A 19,551-nucleotide genomic window follows, 5' to 3' on the forward strand; every position below is an offset into this window, starting at 1 on the left:
CACTAACCATGCAAACGGAAGATGGCGAAGCTACCGCTCTCTCTGTTTTTACTGGAAACAAACACAATTTTTCGATCTTCCTGGACCGCGAGATCGTGAATAATCTGGTCTTTTGAAAATACAATCTTTCCAGTATCACCAAACCCATCATCCCACCCCATGTCTTGTTCAATACTGCCAATAAATGCCTGGCTGTCCGACCCGCCACGCAAATAAGCATAACCTGCTACCACAACGGTTGATTTCAAATTGTAGAGGACTGCTTTCGTCATATAGATATCGCTGAAGTCATTACTGATAGACCCTGTCCATCCTTGATCGCCAAAAAGTGGATCTTCCTCGCCATTCAGCCCGCGACGTTGAAGCTTGAGAAACAGATACTGCGGAACTCCATTATCCGAAGTACCGACAATATAAAACCGAGAACGATCGTCGCGTTTCAGAATGATGTCTTTAACCGAAGGGGCTCCATCATAATAACCTTCGACCGCAAAACCAGTATCGAGCTCGCCCTCAGCATCATATCTGCCAACAAACCACTTCTTAACAGGAGAACCCTCTGAAGCGGCGACGAGAAAATCATCACCCAGCCTGACCAAGTCCTCTCCTATGACAAAACCACTCGAACCTCGAATAACCAATCGCCACCCACGATTACCATACCCTTCGTCCAGGGTTCCGCTGCTCTTCACTTTGACTAGAAATGCTCGATCTACCCAGCCACGGTCGTCAAGCGTAGTCAAAAGCAATACACCACCATCGTCTAATAACTCCATCGATCCGTGGTAGTCGCGCCCCTTATCAGTCAACGGTTGCTCCACCTTTTGGACTTTCGAACTGACAGGAACAGCCTCTTTCACATCCAGACTCCACAACATGACGCCGTTGTTACCAAACGCTTTATCGAGCTGCCCATTCAAGTCAAATCGAGCCAGGCCGGTAGCACGATTAAAGCCGTCTTTACGAGCGAAGTACCCCAACACATACTTGCCATGAGCACTATCAAATTTCACGCTATAGGGCTGCGCCAGACCCCACTCAGGAAAAAAATCCGATAGTTTAAAAACAGTTGTACCCAAATTTCCGAAGCTCTGGTCGATACGACCTCTTTCATCAAGCATGGACAGGTAAGTTTCTTGCAGCTCCTCGTCAGTGGCGCCGCAAAGAATTCTGTTCGGCTCCGAAAGAAGAGTGACGACCCGAGCCTGGAGTCGCTGACCTTTCTTTCCATAAAGAACGACCTCACCACGCACACCAAAATCAGTATCTGGAGTACCACGCCCGTTAATTAAGTTATTCATTTGCTTTTGCTCAATCTAGAAAAGAGAGCTCAGTAAACGTGAGGCAGCCATCCGGCACACCTGTCATATATGACAGCCTGGCAGACCGATTGGTTATAAGTGTGTATTTCAATATCCGGAAATGCATTTAAGTTGAGGGGGACGAAATGGATGCAATGCCCGCTTATGATGAAATGGAATAATTCCAGGGCGCCAAACCTTAAAAATCCACCTTGCCCCGCCCGGCCTTGATGCTGCCACGCTTGGTCTTGGATTCGAGCCGGCGCTTCTTCGAACCGAGGGTCGGCTTGGTCGGGCGGCGTTTCTTTTCGACCTTGGTGGCGCTGAGAATCAGCTCGGTCAGACGCTGCAGCGCATCGGCGCGGTTGGCTTCCTGCGTGCGGTATTGCTGAGCCTTGATAATCAGCACGCCATCACTGGTGATGCGGCTGTCGCGCAGCGCCAGCAGCCGCTCCTTGTAGAACTCGGGCAAGGACGAGGCCGGAATGTCGAAGCGCAGGTGCACGGCGCTGGAGACCTTGTTGACATTCTGCCCACCGGCGCCCTGCGCGCGAATGGCCGTCAGTTCGATCTCGGCATCCGGCAGATGCACATTGTTGGAAATCACCAGCATGGAAAAGCGTCCGTATTCAGAAGCAGCAGGATACGCCATCAACAGGCGCAATAAAAAACCCGGCACATTGGCCGGGTTTGTTGTTTGTTGCCTCAGCGCCTACTTCGAAGCACTTGCCGCGTGCAGCGCCTGCTGCGCACCGCGTTTGTTCTTGATCACGTAGCAGACCCACATGAACACGACCCACACCGGAATCGCGTACACCGAGATCTGGATGCCCGGGATCAACAACATCACGCCGAGGATGAACGCGACGAACGCCAGGCAGACGTAGTTACCGTACGGGTACCACAGCGCCTTGAACAGCGGCGTCTGCTGCGTCTTGTTCATGTGCTGGCGGAACTTGAAGTGCGAGAAGCTGATCATCGCCCAGTTGATCACCAGGGTGGCCACCACCAGCGACATCAGCAGTTCCAGCGCCTGTTGCGGCATCAGGTAGTTAAGCAACACCGCCACCAGCGTGACCGCCGCGGACGCGAGGATCGAACGCACCGGCACGCCGCGTTTGTCGATCTTCGACAAGGCCTTAGGCGCATCGCCTTGCTCGGCCATACCCAGCAGCATGCGGCTGTTGCAGTAAGTACCGCTGTTGTACACCGACAGCGCCGCGGTCAGTACCACGAAGTTGAGGATGTGCGCGGCGGTGTTGCTGCCGAGCATCGAGAACACCTGCACGAACGGGCTGCCGCTGTACGAATCGCCGGACGCATTGAGCGTTTCCAGCAGACTGTCCCACGGGGTCAGCGACAGCAGGATCACCAGCGCGCCGATGTAGAAAATCAGGATCCGGTAGATCACCTGGTTGATCGCTTTCGGGATCACGGTTTTCGGCTTGTCGGCCTCGGCTGCAGTGAAACCGAGCATTTCCAGACCGCCGAAGGAGAACATGATGATCGCCATCGCCATCACCAGACCGCTGACGCCGTTGGGGAAGAACCCGCCGTGCGACCACAGGTTACTGACCGAGGCCTGCGGGCCGCCATGGCCGCTGACCAGCAGGTAGCTGCCCAGCGCGATCATGCCGACGATCGCCACGACCTTGATGATCGCGAACCAGAATTCGGCTTCACCGAAGACTTTGACGTTGGCCAGGTTGATCGCGTTGATCAGCACGAAGAATGCAGCGGCGGTGACCCAGGTCGGGATGTCCGGCGCCCAGTAGTGGATGTACTTGCCGACCGCGGTCAGCTCCGACATGCCCACCAGAATGTACAGAATCCAGCAGTTCCAGCCCGACAGGAAACCGGCAAAACCGCCCCAGTACTTGTGTGCGAAATGGCTGAAGGAACCGGCCACCGGCTCTTCGACGATCATCTCGCCGAGCTGGCGCATGATCATGAAGGCGATGAAGCCGCAGATGGCGTAGCCGAGGATCATCGACGGGCCGGCGGATTTCAGCACCCCGGCCGAGCCGAGGAACAATCCGGTACCAATCGCGCCACCGAGGGCGATCAGTTGAATATGGCGATTTTTCAGGCCGCGTTTCAGCTCGCCTGATTGCGAGTTTTGTCCACTCATGAAAAAGGTCCCACGCAAGGTTTGATGATGTTCAGTAGACGTTGCTGCAAGGTTGCGATTTCAGACAACCCCGATCAAACCCCAGCGCAAGCACCAGGAATTCAGCGTTTTTACAACGGTCATGCGTCACCTGTTTGTTTTTATCTGTGACGAAATCGAACCCGACACGCTTGTGACGTGGCGGAGTGAACAAGGCGGATAGCCTTGAGGTTTGCGCGATTACGCAGAGGGTCACAGTTAAAACGCGGCGCATTGTACACCGCTAACCCCCTGCTGCCAGACCCCGCTGGATCAGCGTGGCGCCTGCCGGGATTGCGTGGGTCCGCCTCGAGACACTCGGGCGACTGCAAAAAATGAGTCAGGCCTTTGCAGGCCATCGACGGGGACGAGCGAAAAAACGCCCCACGGAGAGAAGTGAAGATCAATCTCGGCGTTCATTGCGCCTCCTTCTTGTTATGCACCTGCACGACAGGCATGAGGCGCATCTCACCCTGCAAACGAGGCTGAAACAAGCACGCCAGAGCCCTGCGCGGGGCCTTTGCAGCCGGGCGTCGGCAGGTTTTCCTTACAGTGTCGGCAACGGGGTGAATCCACTGGCCTTTACCGGGGTTTTCGTAAACATTTCTTTACAAGGCGTAACGCAGATTTTCCATTTCGGAAAATTCTGTAGGACGTCTGCAAATTGACGGTAGCTAGCTTGCTAATGAAAGTGGCCGCTTAGTTTTTTGTTTTCAAATAAGAAAACCGCCGCTTAAAAACAGAATAAAAAGTTTATTTAAATTTTAAATAAATAATTTTTTGCATTACAAAACACCCTGAACTAGGTTCTTCACGTCTTGCCGGCCACCTCGACCGGCCAGTCATAACCGTGAAAGTCATCTAGGAGATCGACCATGCAAGCACTGGAAAAAGACCTGGACACCGAACTGCAACTGGACGAATGGTTTGAAGCGCCAACCCATGAGGCCGCCGTGGAAATGATGCAAGCCGACGCGGTGGTTCCGTTCGGCACGGCGATGTGGCCTCTGTAAGACATCCCCGGGCAGGCACGATCCGGCCGGTCGTGCCTGCCGCTTTCTCACGGTCAGTCAGGGAGGACTCATGGATAAGCCCCGCGCGATCTCGCATTTCCTTTACTACCTCGAACATCACCCTGCCCTTGCCGGTCTCGACTCGGCGAAGGTACTGCTCGGCCACACCGCCGATTACGAAGCCCTGACCGGCGCCATCGTCGAACAGGCCGGCGATCATCCCCGCTTCACCTTCAGCGCCAGACGCCTGGACCTGGAAAGCACCGCAACGCTGACGGCGGCGATTGCCGACAGCGATCTGTACATTTTCTTCTACGACTCTTCCACCCTACCCAACCCGCGCCCCGACGGCCCGGAGTTCGTGCGCGCCCTGCAAGGCGTGATGGCGGAAAACTGGAAGAAGTCGCTGTTGTTCAAGGATTACGGCGACTATTTCTACGACACCTTCAGCGTGACGCCGCAGCGTATCGCCGGGCTCAACAGTCACTTGATCCAGCGCATGTCCCAAGCGACCACGCTGAGTTTCAAGGACGACCACGGCTCATGGTTTGAAACGCCGCTGAGCAGCATCAAGAAGTGGACCGACATCAACGGCGTCGGCAACTTCGACCTGGCCCCCGGCGAAATCGCCACCCACAGCGAAGCCATCAACGGCCATGTGAAATTCAAGGGCACGTTCCTCAGCACCATCCCGTTTGCGCGCAAGTACGGCGTGCTGGAGTCGCCACTGGAACTGTGGATCGAGAACTCGACCATCAGCCGCATCGCCACTGATGTGCCGGGGCTGGAGCATGATTTCAACAAGTACCTGGACGCCAATCCGTCGAACCGGCGCATCGAGGAATTGGGGATTGGTACCAACGAAGGGGTGAAGGATCTGTATGCGCGCAACGCCGGTTTCGAGGAGCGCCATTGCGGCCTGCACCTGGGCCTCGGCGGTGGCGCCAAGGGCAGTCATCATTTGGACCTGATTTTCTCCGGCGGGGTGTTGGCGCTGGATGACAAGCCGGTGTTTGACGGACGCTTCGTCTTTTAAGCAGAAATTTCTGTTTTGAAACCACTGTTCCCTGTAGGAGCTGTCGAGTAAAACGAGGCTGCGATCTTTTGATCTTGCTTTTGAAGAGCAAAAGATCGCAGCGTGCCGCAGCTCCTACAGGAATAGCGCGCCAATAATCCAGACAAAAAAAAACGCCAACCCTGCGGTTGGCGTTTTTCATTCAGGCACTAAAGCTGATCACTCAGGCTTCTTGCGACCGAAGCCTGGACGCTGACCAGAACCGGCCGGTGCGCCACGGCGCTTGCCCGATGGCTTGTCGCCGTCGACCAGTTTGATCCCCGGACGCTTCGGTGCTGGCTTGGCCGGACGCTTGTTGGTGGTGTCCGCAGGACGATCCGCCACTGGCGTACCGCGACCGGCCGGCGCACGACCTTCGCCACGCTCGGTGCGACCGTTGGCCGGACGCGGTGTGCGCTCGCCGTCACGGGCCACTGGCTTGCGACCCGGACGCTCGCCTTCGATCTGCGGCTCACGGCTCGGACGCGGACCGGTCGGCGCGCCAGCGGCGGGACGCAGGGTGCGCACGCGCTCGGTCTTGGCCATAGGCCGCGACGATTTACGCTGCATACGCTCCAGCTTGTCCTTGCTCTTGGCGTTGAGTTGCGGCATCGCCACCGGCGTCAGGCCGACTTCGGCGCTGAGCACGTCGACTTCGTACTGGCTCATTTCGCGCCAGCGGCCCATCGGCAGGTCGGAGTTGAGGAATACCGGACCGAAGCGCACGCGCTTCAGACGGCTGACCACCAGCCCTTGGGATTCCCACAGACGACGAACCTCACGGTTACGGCCTTCCATCACTACGCAGTGATACCAGTGGTTGAAGCCTTCGCCGCCCGGCGCCTGCTGAATGTCGGTGAAACGCGCCGGCCCGTCTTCCAGTACTACGCCGGCCTTCAGGCGCTCGATCATCTCGTCGTCAACTTCACCGCGGACACGCACGGCGTACTCACGGTCCATCTCGTAGGACGGGTGCATCAGACGGTTAGCCAGCTCACCATCGGTGGTGAACATCAGCAGACCGGTGGTATTGATGTCGAGACGACCGATGTTGATCCAGCGGCCTTCTTTCGGACGCGGCAGTTTATCGAACACGGTCGGACGGCCTTCCGGGTCGTCACGGGTGCAGATCTCGCCATCGGGCTTGTTGTACATGATCACGCGGCGCACCGACTCGGCCGCCTCTTCGCGCTTGATCACTTTGCCATCAATGGTGATGGCATCGTGCATGTCGACGCGCAGGCCGAGGGTGGCGTCTTTGCCATTGACCTTGATCCGGCCCTGGCTGATCCAGGCTTCAACGTCACGGCGCGAGCCGACGCCGATACGGGCGAGGACTTTCTGCAGTTTTTCGCCTGCTGGGCCGATTTCCTGGTCGTCTTTCTGATTGATGTCACTCATCTGGGCACCTCCCGGTGTGGTCTGTTCAGGCGGCGCCTGAAGCATTGAAATCTGGTTTTCGGGCGAAGGGATCGCCGAAGGGTCGCGAATCATACGCGGATGTGCGCCATCGCGCATCAGAGACTAGCTGATCGATCGCCAGTTATTTCTTTTTCCGCCGACCGGCGCCACCGAGTTTGATCAGGCGCAGCGCGGCTTCCGCCAGCACTGTGCGCTTGTCGTCCTTGTCGAGTTTCTTCCAGGCGCGGATTTCGCGCTTGCTGCGGCCACAGCCGAGGCAGATGTCGTCGGTGAATTTGCAGAGGCTGATGCACGGGTCTTTTGTCGAGCTCATGGGGTCTCCCTTGAAGATCAAAAGATCGCAGCCTTCGGCAGCTCCTACAGGGACTGCATTCCAATGTAGGAGCTGCCGCAGGCTGCGATCTTTTCGGCGCGCCTCAGTCTTCGAACTCGCGACGTTCGGCCTCGATGGCTTCCGCCAGCGCACGGGCTTCAGCTTCTTCCTCACTCAGCTCGGGCTCGGGCACCGGTTGTTCGAGGGCAGCGACGGCAGCCAGAAGCTTTTCCCGGGCTTCGGCAACGCCCAGCACATCCTCTTCCGATTCGGCTTCAGGCTCGGCCTCAAGTTCAACTTCAATCGCCGACTCGACGGTCTCGACTTCCGGCTCAGTCGCCGACGCCTCCCCGTCCGCCGCATCGCGCAACAAATCATCGAAGTCGGTCTTGATCCCCTCCTCCATGCTGTCCAGTTCCAGCAGCAAGCTGTGGAAGCTGGTTTCTTCCTTCGGCTCTTCCGGCTCGGCGCTGGCGTCGGCCTGTTCCTGCAAGCCCTGCGGCACCGGTGCGTCGTCGAAATCGAGGACGGGCTCGGTTTCCATCTCGCGCAGTTCGGCCAGCGGCGGCAGGTCTTCGAGGTTCTTCAGATTGAAGTGATCGAGAAACGCCTTGGTGGTGGCGAACATCGCCGGTTTGCCTGGCACGTCGCGGTACCCGACGATGCGAATCCACTCGCGCTCGATCAACGTTTTGACGATGTTGGTGTTGACCGCCACGCCCCGCACGTCTTCGATCTCGCCCCGGGTAATCGGCTGGCGATAGGCGATCAGCGCCATGGTTTCCAGCAGCGCACGGGAATAGCGCTGTGGCCGCTCTTCCCACAAACGCCCGACCCACGGCGAAAACTTCTCGCGGATCTGCAAGCGGTAGCCGGAGGCGACTTCCTTGAGCTCGAACGCGCGGCCCTCGCAGGACTTGGCCAGCAGGCTCAGGGCTTTCTTGAAGACCGGCGGTTCAGGGCGCTCACCTTCTTCGAACAGTTCGTAGAGGCGTTCAAGCGATTGCGGTTTTCCCGAGGCCAACAGAAAGGCTTCAAGCAGGGGCGCCAGCTCGCGGGGTTCAGTCAGGTTCATGTTTCGACTCGTTATTCGGCTCGGGCTCGCACGTGGATCGCGGCGAACGGCTCATTCTGCACCAGCTCGACCAAGGATTCCTTGACCAGTTCAAGGATCGCCATAAAGGTCACCACCACACCGAGGCGACCTTCTTCGGCGGTGAACAGCTCGACGAACGGCACAAACCCGCCGCCCTTGAGCCGTTCCAGCACATCGCTCATGCGCTCGCGGGTCGACAGTGCCTCGCGGCTGACCTGATGGCTCTCGAACATGTCGCCACGGCGCAGCACTTCGGCCATGGACATCAGAATTTCTTCCAGCGCGACATCCGGCAACAGCTTGCGCGCCCGGGCTTCCGGGGCGTCGAGCTTGGGCACCACAACATCGCGACCGACCCGGCTCAGGCCGTCGATGCCTTCGGCGGCAGCCTTGAAGCGCTCATATTCCTGCAGGCGGCGGATCAGTTCGGCGCGCGGGTCTTCCTCTTCGTCTTCGACGGTTTCGGCCCGTGGCAGGAGCATGCGCGATTTGATCTCGGCCAGCATCGCGGCCATCACCAGGTACTCGGCGGCCAGCTCCAGGCGCACCGACTGCATCAACTCGACATAGCCCATGTACTGACGGGTGATTTCCGCCACCGGGATGTCGAGAATGTTGATGTTCTGTTTGCGGATCAGGTACAGCAGCAGGTCAAGCGGGCCTTCGAAGGCTTCGAGGAACACTTCCAGCGCATCCGGCGGGATGTACAGGTCCAGCGGCATTTCCGTGACCGCCTGGCCATAGACCATGGCAAACGGCAGTTCCTGCTGGGCGCCGGCCTGGGGATCGACAACGGTTTCCACTGCGGACATTCAGGCCTCGACCATGAACGGCGCGGGGTCGCCGCAACCGACGCGGATCACTTCCGGGTCGTCGCCGGTCAGGTCAATCACGGTGGACGCCTTGATCCCGCCGAAACCGCCGTCGATGATCAGGTCCACCTGATGTTCAAGCAATTGGCGCATTTCGTACGGATCGCTCAGCGGATCTTCATCGCCGGGCATGATCAGGGTCACGCTCATCAACGGCTCGCCGAGTTCGGCCAGCAACGCCAAAGCAATCGGATGGCTCGGCACCCGCAGGCCGATGGTGCGTTTCTTCGGATGCAGCAACAGGCGCGGCACTTCGCGGGTGGCGTTGAGGATAAACGTGTAAGGCCCCGGCAGATGCGCCTTGAGAATGCGGAAGGTGCCGGTGTCGATCTTGGCGTAGTTGCCCAGTTGCGACAGGTCGCTGCAGATCAGCGCAAAGTTGTGTTTCTCGTCGAGCTGACGCAGACGACGCACGCGCTCAATCGCGGTCTTGTCGCCGATCTGGCAACCAATGGCGTAGGAAGAGTCCGTGGGATAAATCACCACCCCGCCCTTGCGAATGATCTCGACCGCCTGTTTGATCAGGCGCGCTTGCGGGTTTTCCGGATGGATCTGGAAAAATTGACTCACGTTTTCTACCTGTTCAGACGGCGGCAATAACTGTGTCATGTTTGAACCGACACCACAGGGGTGGAAGGTCCTCGGGAACCGGCCGGTACTGGCCAATCTCCGACCAGCCTCCAGGGCCATGGAAATCACTGCCGGCGCTGACCAGCAGACCGAACTCACGGGCAAGGATCGCCAGGCTGCCGACCTGTTCTGCGGGCTGATGGCCATTGACCACTTCGATTGCATGCCCGCCCGCTTGAATATAGTCGGCAATCAGCTTTCGGCGCTTGCTGCGGGTGAAATCGTAGTGCCACGGATGCGCCAGACTGACCCACGCCCCGGCGGCACGCAGGGTACCGACGGTGTCTTCCAGCGTCGGCCAATGCTGCTTGACGTCACCCAGCTTGCCGGCGCCGAGCCATTTGCGGAACGCCTCGGCGCGATCCTTGACAAAACCTTCACGCACCATCCAGTCGGCAAAATGCGGACGGGCCGGCGCGTTGCCGCTGTCGCCCAGCGCCTGCTGGATCTGCCGGGCGCCGTCGAGGGCACCGGGCATACCTTTGAGGCCGAGCTTGCGGCTTATCTCTTCCGACCGCAGCCAGCGACCATCGTGCAATTTGGCGATGGCCTCGACCAGTGGCGCGGCGTTGACGTCGAAACCGTAACCCAGCACATGGATGGTCGCCCCGCCCCAAGTGCAGGACAGTTCGACGCCATTAACCAGTTGCATGCCCAGTTCTTCGGCGGCGCTGCGCGCTTCGGCGAGGCCTTCGAGGGTGTCATGATCGGTCAACGCCAGGACTCGCACGCCGTTTTCAAACGCACGCGCAACCAGAACCGCCGGCGCCAGGGCGCCATCGGAGGCCGTGCTGTGGCAGTGCAAATCAACATTCACGGGGAGTTGTAACCTCAAATCAGCTGGCGCTATCGCGCGTCCATATGTTTGTTATTATGCCGCCACATCCAGCTTCTGGCTCTCACTGTGAAACAATTCATCGATTTCATCCCGCTTCTGCTGTTTTTCATCGTTTACAAACTGGATCCACGGGTCGTCGACATCGCCGGCCATGAGGTGACTGTAGGCGGTATTTACAGCGCCACGGCGATGCTGATCATCAGCTCACTGGTAGTCTACGGCGCGCTGTTCATCAAGCAGCGCAAGCTGGAAAAAAGCCAATGGCTGACCCTGATCGCCTGCCTGGTGTTCGGCAGCCTGACCCTGGCCTTCCACAGCGAGACTTTCCTCAAATGGAAAGCCCCGGTGGTCAACTGGCTGTTCGCCCTGGCCTTCATCGGCAGCCACTTCATCGGTGACCGCCTGCTGATCAAACGCATCATGGGCCACGCGCTGACCCTGCCGGATCCGGTCTGGACCCGCCTGAACATCGCCTGGATCGCCTTTTTCCTGTTCTGCGGCGCTGCCAACCTGTTCGTGGCATTCACCTTCCAGAGCATCTGGGTCGACTTCAAGGTGTTCGGCAGCCTGGGCATGACCGTGCTGTTCCTGGTCGGTCAGGGCATCTACCTGTCCCGCCATCTGCACGACGCCGATACCACAACGCCAAAAACCGAGGACTGACATGCTCTACGCAATCATTGCCACCGACGTCGCCAACTCGCTCGAAGCCCGCCTCGCCGCGCGCCCGGCCCACCTCGAACGCCTGCAAGTGCTCAAGGGCGAAGGCCGCATCGTGCTGGCCGGCCCGCACCCGGCGGTCGATAGCAATGATCCGGGCGCTGCGGGTTTCACCGGCAGCCTGATCGTCGCCGAATTCGACTCCCTGAGCGCCGCCCAGGCCTGGGCCGACGCCGATCCGTACATCGCTGCCGGCGTGTACGCCAGCGTGATCGTCAAGCCGTTCAAGCAAGTTCTGCCGTAACCAGCTTCAAAAGATATCGAGGGACTCTGTGGCGAGGGGATTCATCCCCGATGGGTTGCGCAGCAACCCCAAAGCCATTCAATGCGGTGTACCTGACACACCGCATGCTCCCATTTCAGGTCTGCTTCGCAGCCCATCGGGGATAAATCCCCTCACCACTAAAATCATCAACCGCAATATCTCCTCTACCCGGCACTGAACCTTCCCGCTTCTCACCGCTCTCAATCGCTCATTATTCTCGTTTGCCTGCCGACAACCTGCCCAATATCCATTTGCTAGCAGGAATCGCAATGCGCAAAGGTCCGTTGTGTCTGATGTGGGTCACGTTGACGATCATGGCGCCCGCCCATGGTGAGGAAACCACCGAAAGCGGCAGCTCCACGCCATTGTCATTAAGTGCCGGCAGTCAGATTACCGAACTGCAGCAGCGCCTGAAGGCCAGCGAGCAGCAGCGGGAAGAACTGAGCAAACAACTGCAAAATGCCGACAACACCCGCGAAAGCGCCCAGCTTGCCCGGTTGCGCCAGGAGAATCAGCGCCTGAAGCTGCAACTCAAGGAAGCCCAGGCAAGTCCCTTGCCGCGTTTGCTGACCGAACAGCAGCAATGGTTCGTTACGGGCGCCGGGGTAGCGCTATTGGCGCTGCTGTGCGGTATCTTTGCCAGTGGAGCAAGCCGAAAACGTCGGCAATGGCTAAATTGAGTGAGTCATGAGCGAGCTGTTACTGATTGATGATGACCAGGAGTTGTGTGAACTCCTGAGTAGCTGGCTGAGCCAGGAAGGCTTCCTGGTGCGTGCCTGCCACGATGGCCAGAGCGCGCGCAAGGCGTTGGCCGAATCGGCCCCGGCGGCGGTGGTGCTGGACGTGATGCTGCCCGATGGCAGCGGTCTGGAACTGCTCAAGCAATTGCGCAGCGAGCACGCAGAACTGCCGGTGCTGATGCTCTCGGCCCGGGGCGAACCGCTGGATCGCATTCTCGGTCTGGAGCTGGGTGCCGACGATTACCTGGCCAAGCCCTGCGATCCGCGTGAACTCACCGCGCGTCTGCGCGCCGTGCTGCGCCGCAGTCACCCGGCCGCCGTATCGACCCAACTCGAACTCGGCGACCTGAGCTTCAGCCCGGTGCGCGGCGTGGTCAGCATCGACGAGAAAGAACTGACCCTCACCGTTTCCGAAAGTCGTTTGCTCGAAGCCCTGCTCAAGCAGCCCGGCGAGCCGCTGGACAAGCAGGAACTGGCGCAATTGGCCCTCGGGCGCAAGCTGACCCTGTACGACCGCAGCCTCGACATGCACGTCAGCAACCTGCGCAAGAAGATCGGCCCGCACCCCGACGGCCGCCCACGCATCGTCGCCCTGCGCAGCCGTGGTTATTACTACAGCCTCTGAAGACACCTCGCTCCCTGTAGGAGCTGCGGCACGCTGCGATCTTTTGATCTTCAAAAACAAAGATCGCAGCCTTCGGCAGCTCCTACAGGGGATATGTGTAAGGCTGGAAACGAAGCGTCTTTACCCAAGCTTTACGCAGCGCTGACCGCCGCTGACCTTGATCTCCGTAATCTGAACTCATCCGGAACGTACCGGGAACGAGACAAGGAGATACACCATGCGCAAGACTCTTATCGCTCTGATGTTCGCTGCCGCTCTGCCCACCGTCGCCATGGCCATGCCACAGGATGGTGGCCCGATGGGTGGCCCGCTCGACGGCCCACGCCACGGCGGTCAGATGCACGGCGAACACGGCAAAGGCCCGTACAGCCAACTCGACCTGACCCGCGAACAGCGCGATCAGATCCGCAAGATCATGGGCGAGCAAATGCACGAGCGTCGCCAGGTGGTCGAGAAGTACCTGGAAAAACTCTCGCCGGCTGACCAGAAAGCCATGAAAGACGAGATGGCGGCCAACCACAAGAAAGCCGAAGCTGACGTACGCAACCTGCTCAAACCGGATCAACAGAAGAAATTCGACGAGATCCAGAAGAAACAGGCTGAACGCCGCGCCGAATGGGCCGAGTTCAAGGCGTGGAAAGCGCAACAGCCGCAAAAGGCGCAATAATGTTCTAATCACAGGCCCGACGGCTTACCCGGTCGGGCCTGTTTACATCCGCCCTCTGTAGGAGCTGCGGCACGCTGCGATCTTTTGATTTTGCTTCTGAAAAATAAGATCAAAAGATCGCAGCGTGCCGCAGCTCCTACAGGGGTTAAGCGTTTGATTGAGGAATTTCTGTGCGTTCACTGTTCTGGCGTATTCTCGCGAGCTTCTGGCTGGCCATCGCCCTGGTGGCAGGGCTGTCGATCCTGCTCGGGCACATGCTCAATCAGGACGCGTGGATCCTCAGCCGCCATCCGGGCCTCAACACGCTGGCCGCCGAATGGACGCAAACCTACGAAGCCCAGGGTGAAGACGCCGCGCAGGACATCCTTCAACAGCGCAAACGCCAGTACCACATTGACGTCCAGGTGCTGAACGAAAGCGGCGACCCGGTGGTGCGTGGCACCTTCCCGCGTCGCGCCGCCGCCTTCGAAGCCAGACAGAACAACGATGACCGACGTCTGCCCTGGCGCCGCCTGACCGACGAATTCACCAGCGAAAAAACCGGCGACACCTACCTGTTCATCTTCCGCATTCCGCACCCGGAGCTCGATGCGTGGCACCGTGAAAGCCTGCTCTGGCCGCTGAGTGCGCTGGGTATCGCGCTGGTGGTACTGACCCTGTTCAGCCTGCTGGTGACCTTCTCCATCACCCGCCCGCTCAGCCGTTTGCGCGGTGCGGTGCATGATCTGGGGCAGACCACCTATCAACAGAACAGCCTGGCGAAACTGGCCAACCGTCGCGACGAATTCGGCGTGCTGGCCAACGACTTCAACCGCATGGGTGCGCGACTGCAAAGCCTGATCGGCAGTCAGCGCCAGTTGCTGCGCGATGTGTCCCACGAACTGCGTTCACCTCTGGCACGACTGCGCATCGCGCTGGCGCTGGCGGAACGGGCCAATCCTGAAGAACGGGAAAAACTCTGGCCACGCCTGACCCGCGAGTGCGATCGGCTGGAAGCGTTGATCAGCGAAATTCTGGTGCTGGCGCGGGTCGATGCCGACAACGCCAGTGCCGAAGCGGTGGACCTGAACGCCCTGCTCGGCACCTTGCAGAAAGATGCCCAGCTCGGCTCACCCGAGCAGACCGTGCGCCTGAACGCCGAGCCTCAGTTGAATCTGACCGGATGGCCGACCATGATCGAGCGCGCCGTCGACAACCTGTTGCGCAATGCCCAGCGCTTCAACCCGGTGGGCCAGGCGATCGAGATGCAGGCTACGCGTCAGGGCGAGCGGATTGTGGTGAGCGTGCGCGACCACGGGCCGGGCGTGCAGGCCGACCACCTGAGCCAGTTGGGTGAACCGTTTTACCGGGCGCCGGGGCAAACGGCGGCGGGACATGGCCTGGGCCTGGCAATTGCCAGGCGGGCGGCGGAGCGGCATGGCGGGAGTCTGACCCTGGCCAATCATCCCGAGGGCGGGTTTATTGCCAGCCTGGAATTGCCGCTGGTGCCGGGCGCGGTTGTCCAGCTTTAAATTCGCGATCTTTTGACTTTAAACCTTGCCCGGCCAAGCGCTGACGAACTCGGCCAGATCGACTTTCTCGGCAACGCGCGGCTCTTTCTGCGGCGTGCCGAGATACAGGAAGGCAATCACCTGCTCGCCTTCAGCCAGGCCCAGCCCCTTGGCCACGTGCGCCGAATAGGCCAGATCACCGGTACGCCACACCGCACCAATCCCCTGCGCATAGGCTGCCAGCAGAATCCCGTGCGCCGCACACCCCGCCGCCAGCAACTGCTCGGCCTTCGGATACTTGACGTGTTCCTGCAGTTTCGCGATCACCACGACCACCAGCGGCGCCCGCAGCGGGCCGTTGCGCGCCTTGTCGATCATCGCTTCAGTGACTTCACCTTCCTGCATCTGCGCCGCTTCGGCCAGCAACTCGCCCATTTGCTCGCGCGCCGCCCCTTCGACTGTAAGGAAACGATACGGCTGCAAGTGGCCGTGATCCGGTGCGCGCAGGGCTGCGCCAAACAGGGCTTCGCGCTGCTCGGCAGTGGGGGCTGGTTCGACCAGGCGTGGAACGGAAACACGGTTGAGCAACGCGTCGAGAGCCTGCATCGGCCACCTCCTGAGAAAAATGTGCGGCTATTCTAGCTTCATCTGCCAACGGGATGCCGGTTTACATGCCCTGCCTCACGGGTAGAATGGCGCCCTTCCCACTTCAGCCCGAGCGGACTTCATGGCGTTGCCGACCTTACGGATCATTGGTTTCATCATCGGCATCTTCCTGATCACCCTGGCCGTCGCCATGGTCGTGCCCATGGCCACCCTGGTGATTTTCGAGCGCACCAGTGACCTGCCGTCGTTCCTCTGGGCGAGCATGATCACCTTCCTCGCCGGCCTTGCACTGGTGATTCCCGGACGCCCGGAACACATCCATCTGCGCCCGCGTGACATGTACCTGTTGACGGTCAGCAGCTGGCTGGTGGTGTGTATTTTCGCCGCGCTGCCATTCCTGCTCACTCAGCACATCAGCTACACCGACTCGTTCTTTGAAAGCATGTCCGGCATCACCGCCACCGGCTCGACCGTGCTTAGCGGGCTCGACAACATGTCGCCGGGAATCCTGATGTGGCGCTCGCTGCTGCACTGGCTCGGCGGCATCGGCTTCATCGGCATGGCGGTGGCGATTCTGCCGTTGCTGCGCATCGGTGGCATGCGTCTGTTCCAGACCGAATCGTCCGACCGTTCGGAAAAGGTCATGCCGCGTTCGCACATGGTGGCGCGCCTGATTGTCGCGGCGTACGTCGGTATCACCATCCTCGGCAGCCTGGCGTTCTGGTGGGCCGGGATGAGCCCGTTCGATGCGATCAATCACGCGATGTCGGCGATTTCCACCGGCGGTTTCTCGACCTCCGACCAGTCATTGGCGAAGTGGACACAACCGGCGGTGCACTGGGTCGCGGTGGTGATCATGATTCTCGGCAGCCTGCCGTTCACCCTGTATGTGGCGACCATGCGCGGCAACCGTAAGGCGTTGATCAAGGATCAGCAGGTGCAGGGCCTGCTCGGCATGTTGCTGGTGACCTGGCTGGTGCTCGGCACCTGGTACTGGTGGACCACCAAGCTGCACTGGCTGGAGGCGCTGCGGCACGTGGCACTGAACGTGACCTCGGTGGTCACCACCACCGGTTTCGCCCTCGGCGACTACAGCCTGTGGGGCAACTTCTCGCTGATGCTGTTTTTCTATCTGGGCTTTGTCGGCGGCTGCTCCGGTTCGACCGCGGGCGGGATCAAGATCTTCCGTTTCCAGGTCGCCTACATCCTGCTCAAGGCCAACCTTAACCAGCTGATTCACCCGCGCGCGGTGATCAAGCAGAAGTATAACGGTCACCGTCTCGACGAAGAGATCGTGCGCTCGATTCTGACCTTTTCATTCTTCTTCGCCATCACCATCTGCGTGATCGCCCTGCTACTGTCGCTGCTCGGCGTGGACTGGATGACTGCGCTGACCGGCGCTGCCAGCACCGTGTCCGGCGTCGGCCCGGGCCTGGGTGAGACCATTGGCCCGGCGGGCAACTTCGCCACCCTGCCGGATGCAGCGAAGTGGATCCTGTCGTTCGGCATGCTGCTCGGCCGACTGGAGATCATTACGGTGTTTGTGCTGTGTATTCCGGCCTTTTGGCGTCACTGACCGGCGCCTGCAACAGCCGCGCCCGGTAATCGCCGGGCGTGGTATCGAACCAGCGACGGAACGCGCGGAAGAAGTTGCTCGGATCGGCAAAACCCAGCAGATACGCAATCTCCAGCAAGGTCATGCTCGGCTGTGCCAGATACTGCTCGGCCAGTTCACGGCGGGTGTCGTCGAGCAACTGCTGAAAACTCGTGCCCTCCTCCTGCAACCGCCGCTGCAAGGTACGCTGCGACAGATGCAGGGTCTGCGCCACCGTATCGCGCTTGGGTTCGCCCTGCGGCAGTAAACGGCATAACACCTGGCGCGCCTTGTGGGTGACGCGGCTTTCAGAGAATCGCGCCAGGTACTCCCCGGCAAACCGGTCGTGCAACAGCGCCATGGCTTCGTTGGCGGTGGGCAGTGGCGCCTCCATGTCGGCCCTTTCGAAAATCAACGCATCGTACGGTGCGTTGAACATCAGCGGCGCATGGAAGGCTTGTCGGTAAGGTTGCAGGTCGGCGGGCTCGTCGCCCTGAAACAGCACTTTGACCGGATGCAGGGTGCGCCCGGTCAACCAGCTGCACAGGCCCAACGCACAGGCCAGCGAGGCTTCGGCGCTCTGCCGGGTCGGCGGCAGGTGGTCGCCATGCACGGTCAGAATCAGCGCGTAGCCTTCTTCGAGCAGACGAAAACTCAGGTCGGCGCTCTCGGCGATGATCCGCTGATAACGCACCAGCCGTTGAAAGCCTTCGGCCAGGGTGTTGCTCGACATCAAGGCATAGCCGGCAACGTGGAATGAGGCCGGACGCACCACTTTGCCCATGTTCAAGCCGATCGCCGGGTTGCCGGACAGCTCGACCGCCCGTTGCCAGAGGCGGGTCATGGAATCTTGCGGGAAGCGCGCATCCGGATCATTCAGGGCGGCGTAATCGAGCCCCAGTTGCTTGAACAGTACCCGGCAATCCAGGCCGTCCATCTCCAATGCTTTGACAATCCCCATCGCCCAGCTTGCAGAAGTCGTTCGTTCGCTCATGGCGTTATTCTTTTACATGATGGATCACATGTTGCGACCCGATTAGCGAAGGATACTAAAGTGGCGCCCATTGTCACTGGCTGATACCAGTGTTCACTCTAGACTCAAATAAGCTACCCGCCGAACAACTTGCCGTCAGAACAATAACCACAGAGATCGCAGTCGTGGAAAACATCAAGCCATTCAATAGCTTCGCCGAGTTCTATCCGTATTACCTCAGCGAACACGCCAACAGTACCTGCCGCCGATTGCATTTCATCGGCACCACGCTGGTGATTTTCATTCTGGCCATGACCATCGCCAAAGGCGCCTGGCTGCTGTTGCTGGCCCTGCCGCTGGCCGGTTACAGCTTTGCCTGGGTCGGGCACTTCTTCTTTGAGAAGAACCGTCCGGCGACTTTCCAGCATCCGCTGTACAGCCTGCTCGGCGATTTCGTCATGTACCGCGACATGATCCTCGGCCGCGTGGCGTTCTGAAACCCGACACACCAGGAGGCTTGCCGATGAACGCCAATGCCCGCTTCACCCACATGCAGGATGGCACGCAGGAGGACTGGGCGATCATCGCCGCAGACTTCAGCGCCTACGCCCGGCAATTGCCGTCGCGGATCGTCGCGCATCTGAAGTTGCTGGAAGGTGATTTCGGCGGCTTCCCGGTAGATCGCCTGACCCACTCGCTGCAAACCGCGACCCGCGCCTATCGCGATGGTCGTGACGAGGAATACGTGGTCTGTGCGCTGCTGCATGACATCGGCGACACCCTGGGCTCTTACAACCACCCGGACATCGCGGCGGCGATTCTCAAACCGTTCGTCAGCGCCGAAAATCTGTGGATGGTCGAGAAGCACGGGATCTTTCAGGGTTACTACTTCTTCCATCATCTGGGCATGGATCGGCACCTGCGCGAGCAATTCGCCGAGCATCCGCAGTATCAGGCGACGGCGGAATTCTGCGCCAAATACGATGCGGCGGCGTTCGACCCTGACTATGACACGCTGCCGTTAAGCTTCTTTGAGCCAATGATGGAAAGGTTGTTTGCGCAACCGAAGCACTCGATCTACAAGGCGGCGATGGAAGAACACGCCCCGGCCTGATGTTGTCTGTACCGGCCTCATCGCTGGCAAGCCAGCTCCCACAGTGATCGGGGGCGTTCGCGATACCTG

General features: G+C 59.6%; 22 protein-coding genes. 11 read left to right on the forward strand and 11 right to left on the reverse strand.

What is annotated here, in order from left to right; genetic code table 11:
• Positions 1-2 precede the first annotated feature (2 nt).
• From KVQ82_RS22050 to KVQ82_RS22060, 3 genes are all read right to left on the reverse strand, one after another.
• Positions 3-1,301: a hypothetical protein gene (locus tag KVQ82_RS22050; RefSeq protein ID WP_222015881.1), complete on the reverse strand. Its 1,299-nt coding sequence runs from the start codon at positions 1,299-1,301 to the stop codon at positions 3-5.
• A gap of 199 nt (positions 1,302-1,500) precedes the next feature.
• Positions 1,501-1,914: an alternative ribosome rescue aminoacyl-tRNA hydrolase ArfB gene (arfB, locus tag KVQ82_RS22055; protein ID WP_041073058.1), complete on the reverse strand. Its 414-nt coding sequence runs from the start codon at positions 1,912-1,914 to the stop codon at positions 1,501-1,503.
• A gap of 99 nt (positions 1,915-2,013) precedes the next feature.
• Positions 2,014-3,432: an amino acid permease gene (locus KVQ82_RS22060; protein WP_041073059.1), complete on the reverse strand. Its 1,419-nt coding sequence runs from the start codon at positions 3,430-3,432 to the stop codon at positions 2,014-2,016.
• An 893-nt stretch (positions 3,433-4,325) separates the two neighbouring features.
• On the opposite strand from KVQ82_RS22060, the gene KVQ82_RS22065 reads away from it, so the two are divergent.
• Positions 4,326-4,463 (forward strand): hypothetical protein, encoded by a 138-nt coding sequence (locus KVQ82_RS22065; RefSeq protein WP_003222780.1) that lies wholly within the window; start codon positions 4,326-4,328, stop codon positions 4,461-4,463.
• Between the two features lie 70 nt (positions 4,464-4,533).
• Entirely contained in the window at positions 4,534-5,499 is a 966-nt protein-coding gene (locus tag KVQ82_RS22070; protein WP_198760213.1) for a leucyl aminopeptidase, read from the forward strand.
• 198 nt (positions 5,500-5,697) lie between these two features.
• Here the strand turns inward: KVQ82_RS22070 and rluB are convergent, their stop codons facing one another.
• The 6 genes from rluB to KVQ82_RS22100 all read right to left on the reverse strand — a co-directional run bounded on the left by rluB (position 5,698) and on the right by KVQ82_RS22100 (position 10,667).
• A complete protein-coding gene (gene rluB / locus KVQ82_RS22075) occupies positions 5,698-6,918 on the reverse strand; it encodes a 23S rRNA pseudouridine(2605) synthase RluB (RefSeq protein ID WP_222015883.1) in 1,221 nt (406 codons plus the stop codon).
• A 142-nt stretch (positions 6,919-7,060) separates the two neighbouring features.
• Entirely contained in the window at positions 7,061-7,252 is a 192-nt protein-coding gene (locus KVQ82_RS22080; RefSeq protein ID WP_003222773.1) for a DUF1289 domain-containing protein, read from the reverse strand.
• Positions 7,253-7,355: 103 nt separating this feature from the next.
• Entirely contained in the window at positions 7,356-8,327 is a 972-nt protein-coding gene (gene scpB, locus KVQ82_RS22085; protein WP_222015885.1) for an SMC-Scp complex subunit ScpB, read from the reverse strand.
• Positions 8,328-8,338: 11 nt separating this feature from the next.
• A complete protein-coding gene (locus KVQ82_RS22090; RefSeq protein WP_222019435.1) occupies positions 8,339-9,037 on the reverse strand; it encodes a ScpA family protein in 699 nt (232 codons plus the stop codon).
• A gap of 123 nt (positions 9,038-9,160) precedes the next feature.
• Entirely contained in the window at positions 9,161-9,790 is a 630-nt protein-coding gene (locus KVQ82_RS22095) for an L-threonylcarbamoyladenylate synthase (RefSeq protein ID WP_007966016.1), read from the reverse strand.
• A gap of 13 nt (positions 9,791-9,803) precedes the next feature.
• Positions 9,804-10,667 (reverse strand): PHP domain-containing protein, encoded by an 864-nt coding sequence (locus KVQ82_RS22100; RefSeq protein ID WP_222015894.1) that lies wholly within the window; start codon positions 10,665-10,667, stop codon positions 9,804-9,806.
• Between the two features lie 87 nt (positions 10,668-10,754).
• Between KVQ82_RS22100 and KVQ82_RS22105 the strand changes: the two genes are divergently transcribed.
• The 6 genes from KVQ82_RS22105 to KVQ82_RS22130 all read left to right on the forward strand — a co-directional run bounded on the left by KVQ82_RS22105 (position 10,755) and on the right by KVQ82_RS22130 (position 15,216).
• Positions 10,755-11,351 (forward strand): septation protein A, encoded by a 597-nt coding sequence (locus KVQ82_RS22105; RefSeq protein ID WP_027613975.1) that lies wholly within the window; start codon positions 10,755-10,757, stop codon positions 11,349-11,351.
• A gap of 1 nt (position 11,352) precedes the next feature.
• Entirely contained in the window at positions 11,353-11,652 is a 300-nt protein-coding gene (locus tag KVQ82_RS22110; protein WP_025110562.1) for a YciI family protein, read from the forward strand.
• A gap of 290 nt (positions 11,653-11,942) precedes the next feature.
• Positions 11,943-12,353 carry a translation initiation factor 2 gene (locus KVQ82_RS22115; protein WP_041073068.1) on the forward strand — a complete coding sequence of 137 codons (411 nt, stop codon included), beginning with the start codon at positions 11,943-11,945 and terminating at the stop codon, positions 12,351-12,353.
• Between the two features lie 7 nt (positions 12,354-12,360).
• Complete coding sequence (locus KVQ82_RS22120; RefSeq protein ID WP_041073070.1) at positions 12,361-13,038, forward strand: response regulator transcription factor; 678 nt, start codon at positions 12,361-12,363, stop codon at positions 13,036-13,038.
• Positions 13,039-13,255: 217 nt separating this feature from the next.
• Positions 13,256-13,705: a Spy/CpxP family protein refolding chaperone gene (locus tag KVQ82_RS22125; RefSeq protein WP_041073072.1), complete on the forward strand. Its 450-nt coding sequence runs from the start codon at positions 13,256-13,258 to the stop codon at positions 13,703-13,705.
• 170 nt (positions 13,706-13,875) lie between these two features.
• Positions 13,876-15,216 carry a HAMP domain-containing sensor histidine kinase gene (locus KVQ82_RS22130; RefSeq protein WP_222015895.1) on the forward strand — a complete coding sequence of 447 codons (1,341 nt, stop codon included), beginning with the start codon at positions 13,876-13,878 and terminating at the stop codon, positions 15,214-15,216.
• A gap of 18 nt (positions 15,217-15,234) precedes the next feature.
• On the opposite strand, the gene KVQ82_RS22135 is transcribed toward KVQ82_RS22130, so the two are convergent.
• Positions 15,235-15,801: a nitroreductase family protein gene (locus tag KVQ82_RS22135; protein WP_222015897.1), complete on the reverse strand. Its 567-nt coding sequence runs from the start codon at positions 15,799-15,801 to the stop codon at positions 15,235-15,237.
• Between the two features lie 121 nt (positions 15,802-15,922).
• Between KVQ82_RS22135 and KVQ82_RS22140 the strand changes: the two genes are divergently transcribed.
• Positions 15,923-17,377, forward strand: coding sequence for a TrkH family potassium uptake protein (locus tag KVQ82_RS22140; RefSeq protein ID WP_145593107.1), 1,455 nt, complete (start codon positions 15,923-15,925; stop codon positions 17,375-17,377).
• Here the strand turns inward: KVQ82_RS22140 and KVQ82_RS22145 are convergent.
• Complete coding sequence (locus tag KVQ82_RS22145; RefSeq protein ID WP_198759098.1) at positions 17,334-18,389, reverse strand: AraC family transcriptional regulator; 1,056 nt, start codon at positions 18,387-18,389, stop codon at positions 17,334-17,336. The genes KVQ82_RS22140 and KVQ82_RS22145 overlap by 44 nt on opposite strands.
• A 164-nt stretch (positions 18,390-18,553) precedes the next feature.
• Here KVQ82_RS22145 and KVQ82_RS22150 point away from each other — a divergent pair, with 164 nt between their 5' ends.
• Together KVQ82_RS22150 and KVQ82_RS22155 are read left to right on the forward strand one after the other, a co-directional pair.
• A complete protein-coding gene (locus KVQ82_RS22150) occupies positions 18,554-18,865 on the forward strand; it encodes a DUF962 domain-containing protein (protein ID WP_041073083.1) in 312 nt (103 codons plus the stop codon).
• Positions 18,866-18,891: 26 nt separating this feature from the next.
• The gene (locus tag KVQ82_RS22155; RefSeq protein ID WP_222015899.1) at positions 18,892-19,482 is read left to right on the forward strand and encodes an HD domain-containing protein; all 591 of its coding nucleotides are present in this window, start codon (positions 18,892-18,894) and stop codon (positions 19,480-19,482) included.
• Positions 19,483-19,551: the final 69 nt, after the last annotated feature.

The organism is Pseudomonas sp. AO-1, assembly GCF_019775695.1.
In the GTDB taxonomy this organism is placed as follows: Bacteria; Pseudomonadota; Gammaproteobacteria; order Pseudomonadales; family Pseudomonadaceae; genus Aquipseudomonas; species Aquipseudomonas parakoreensis.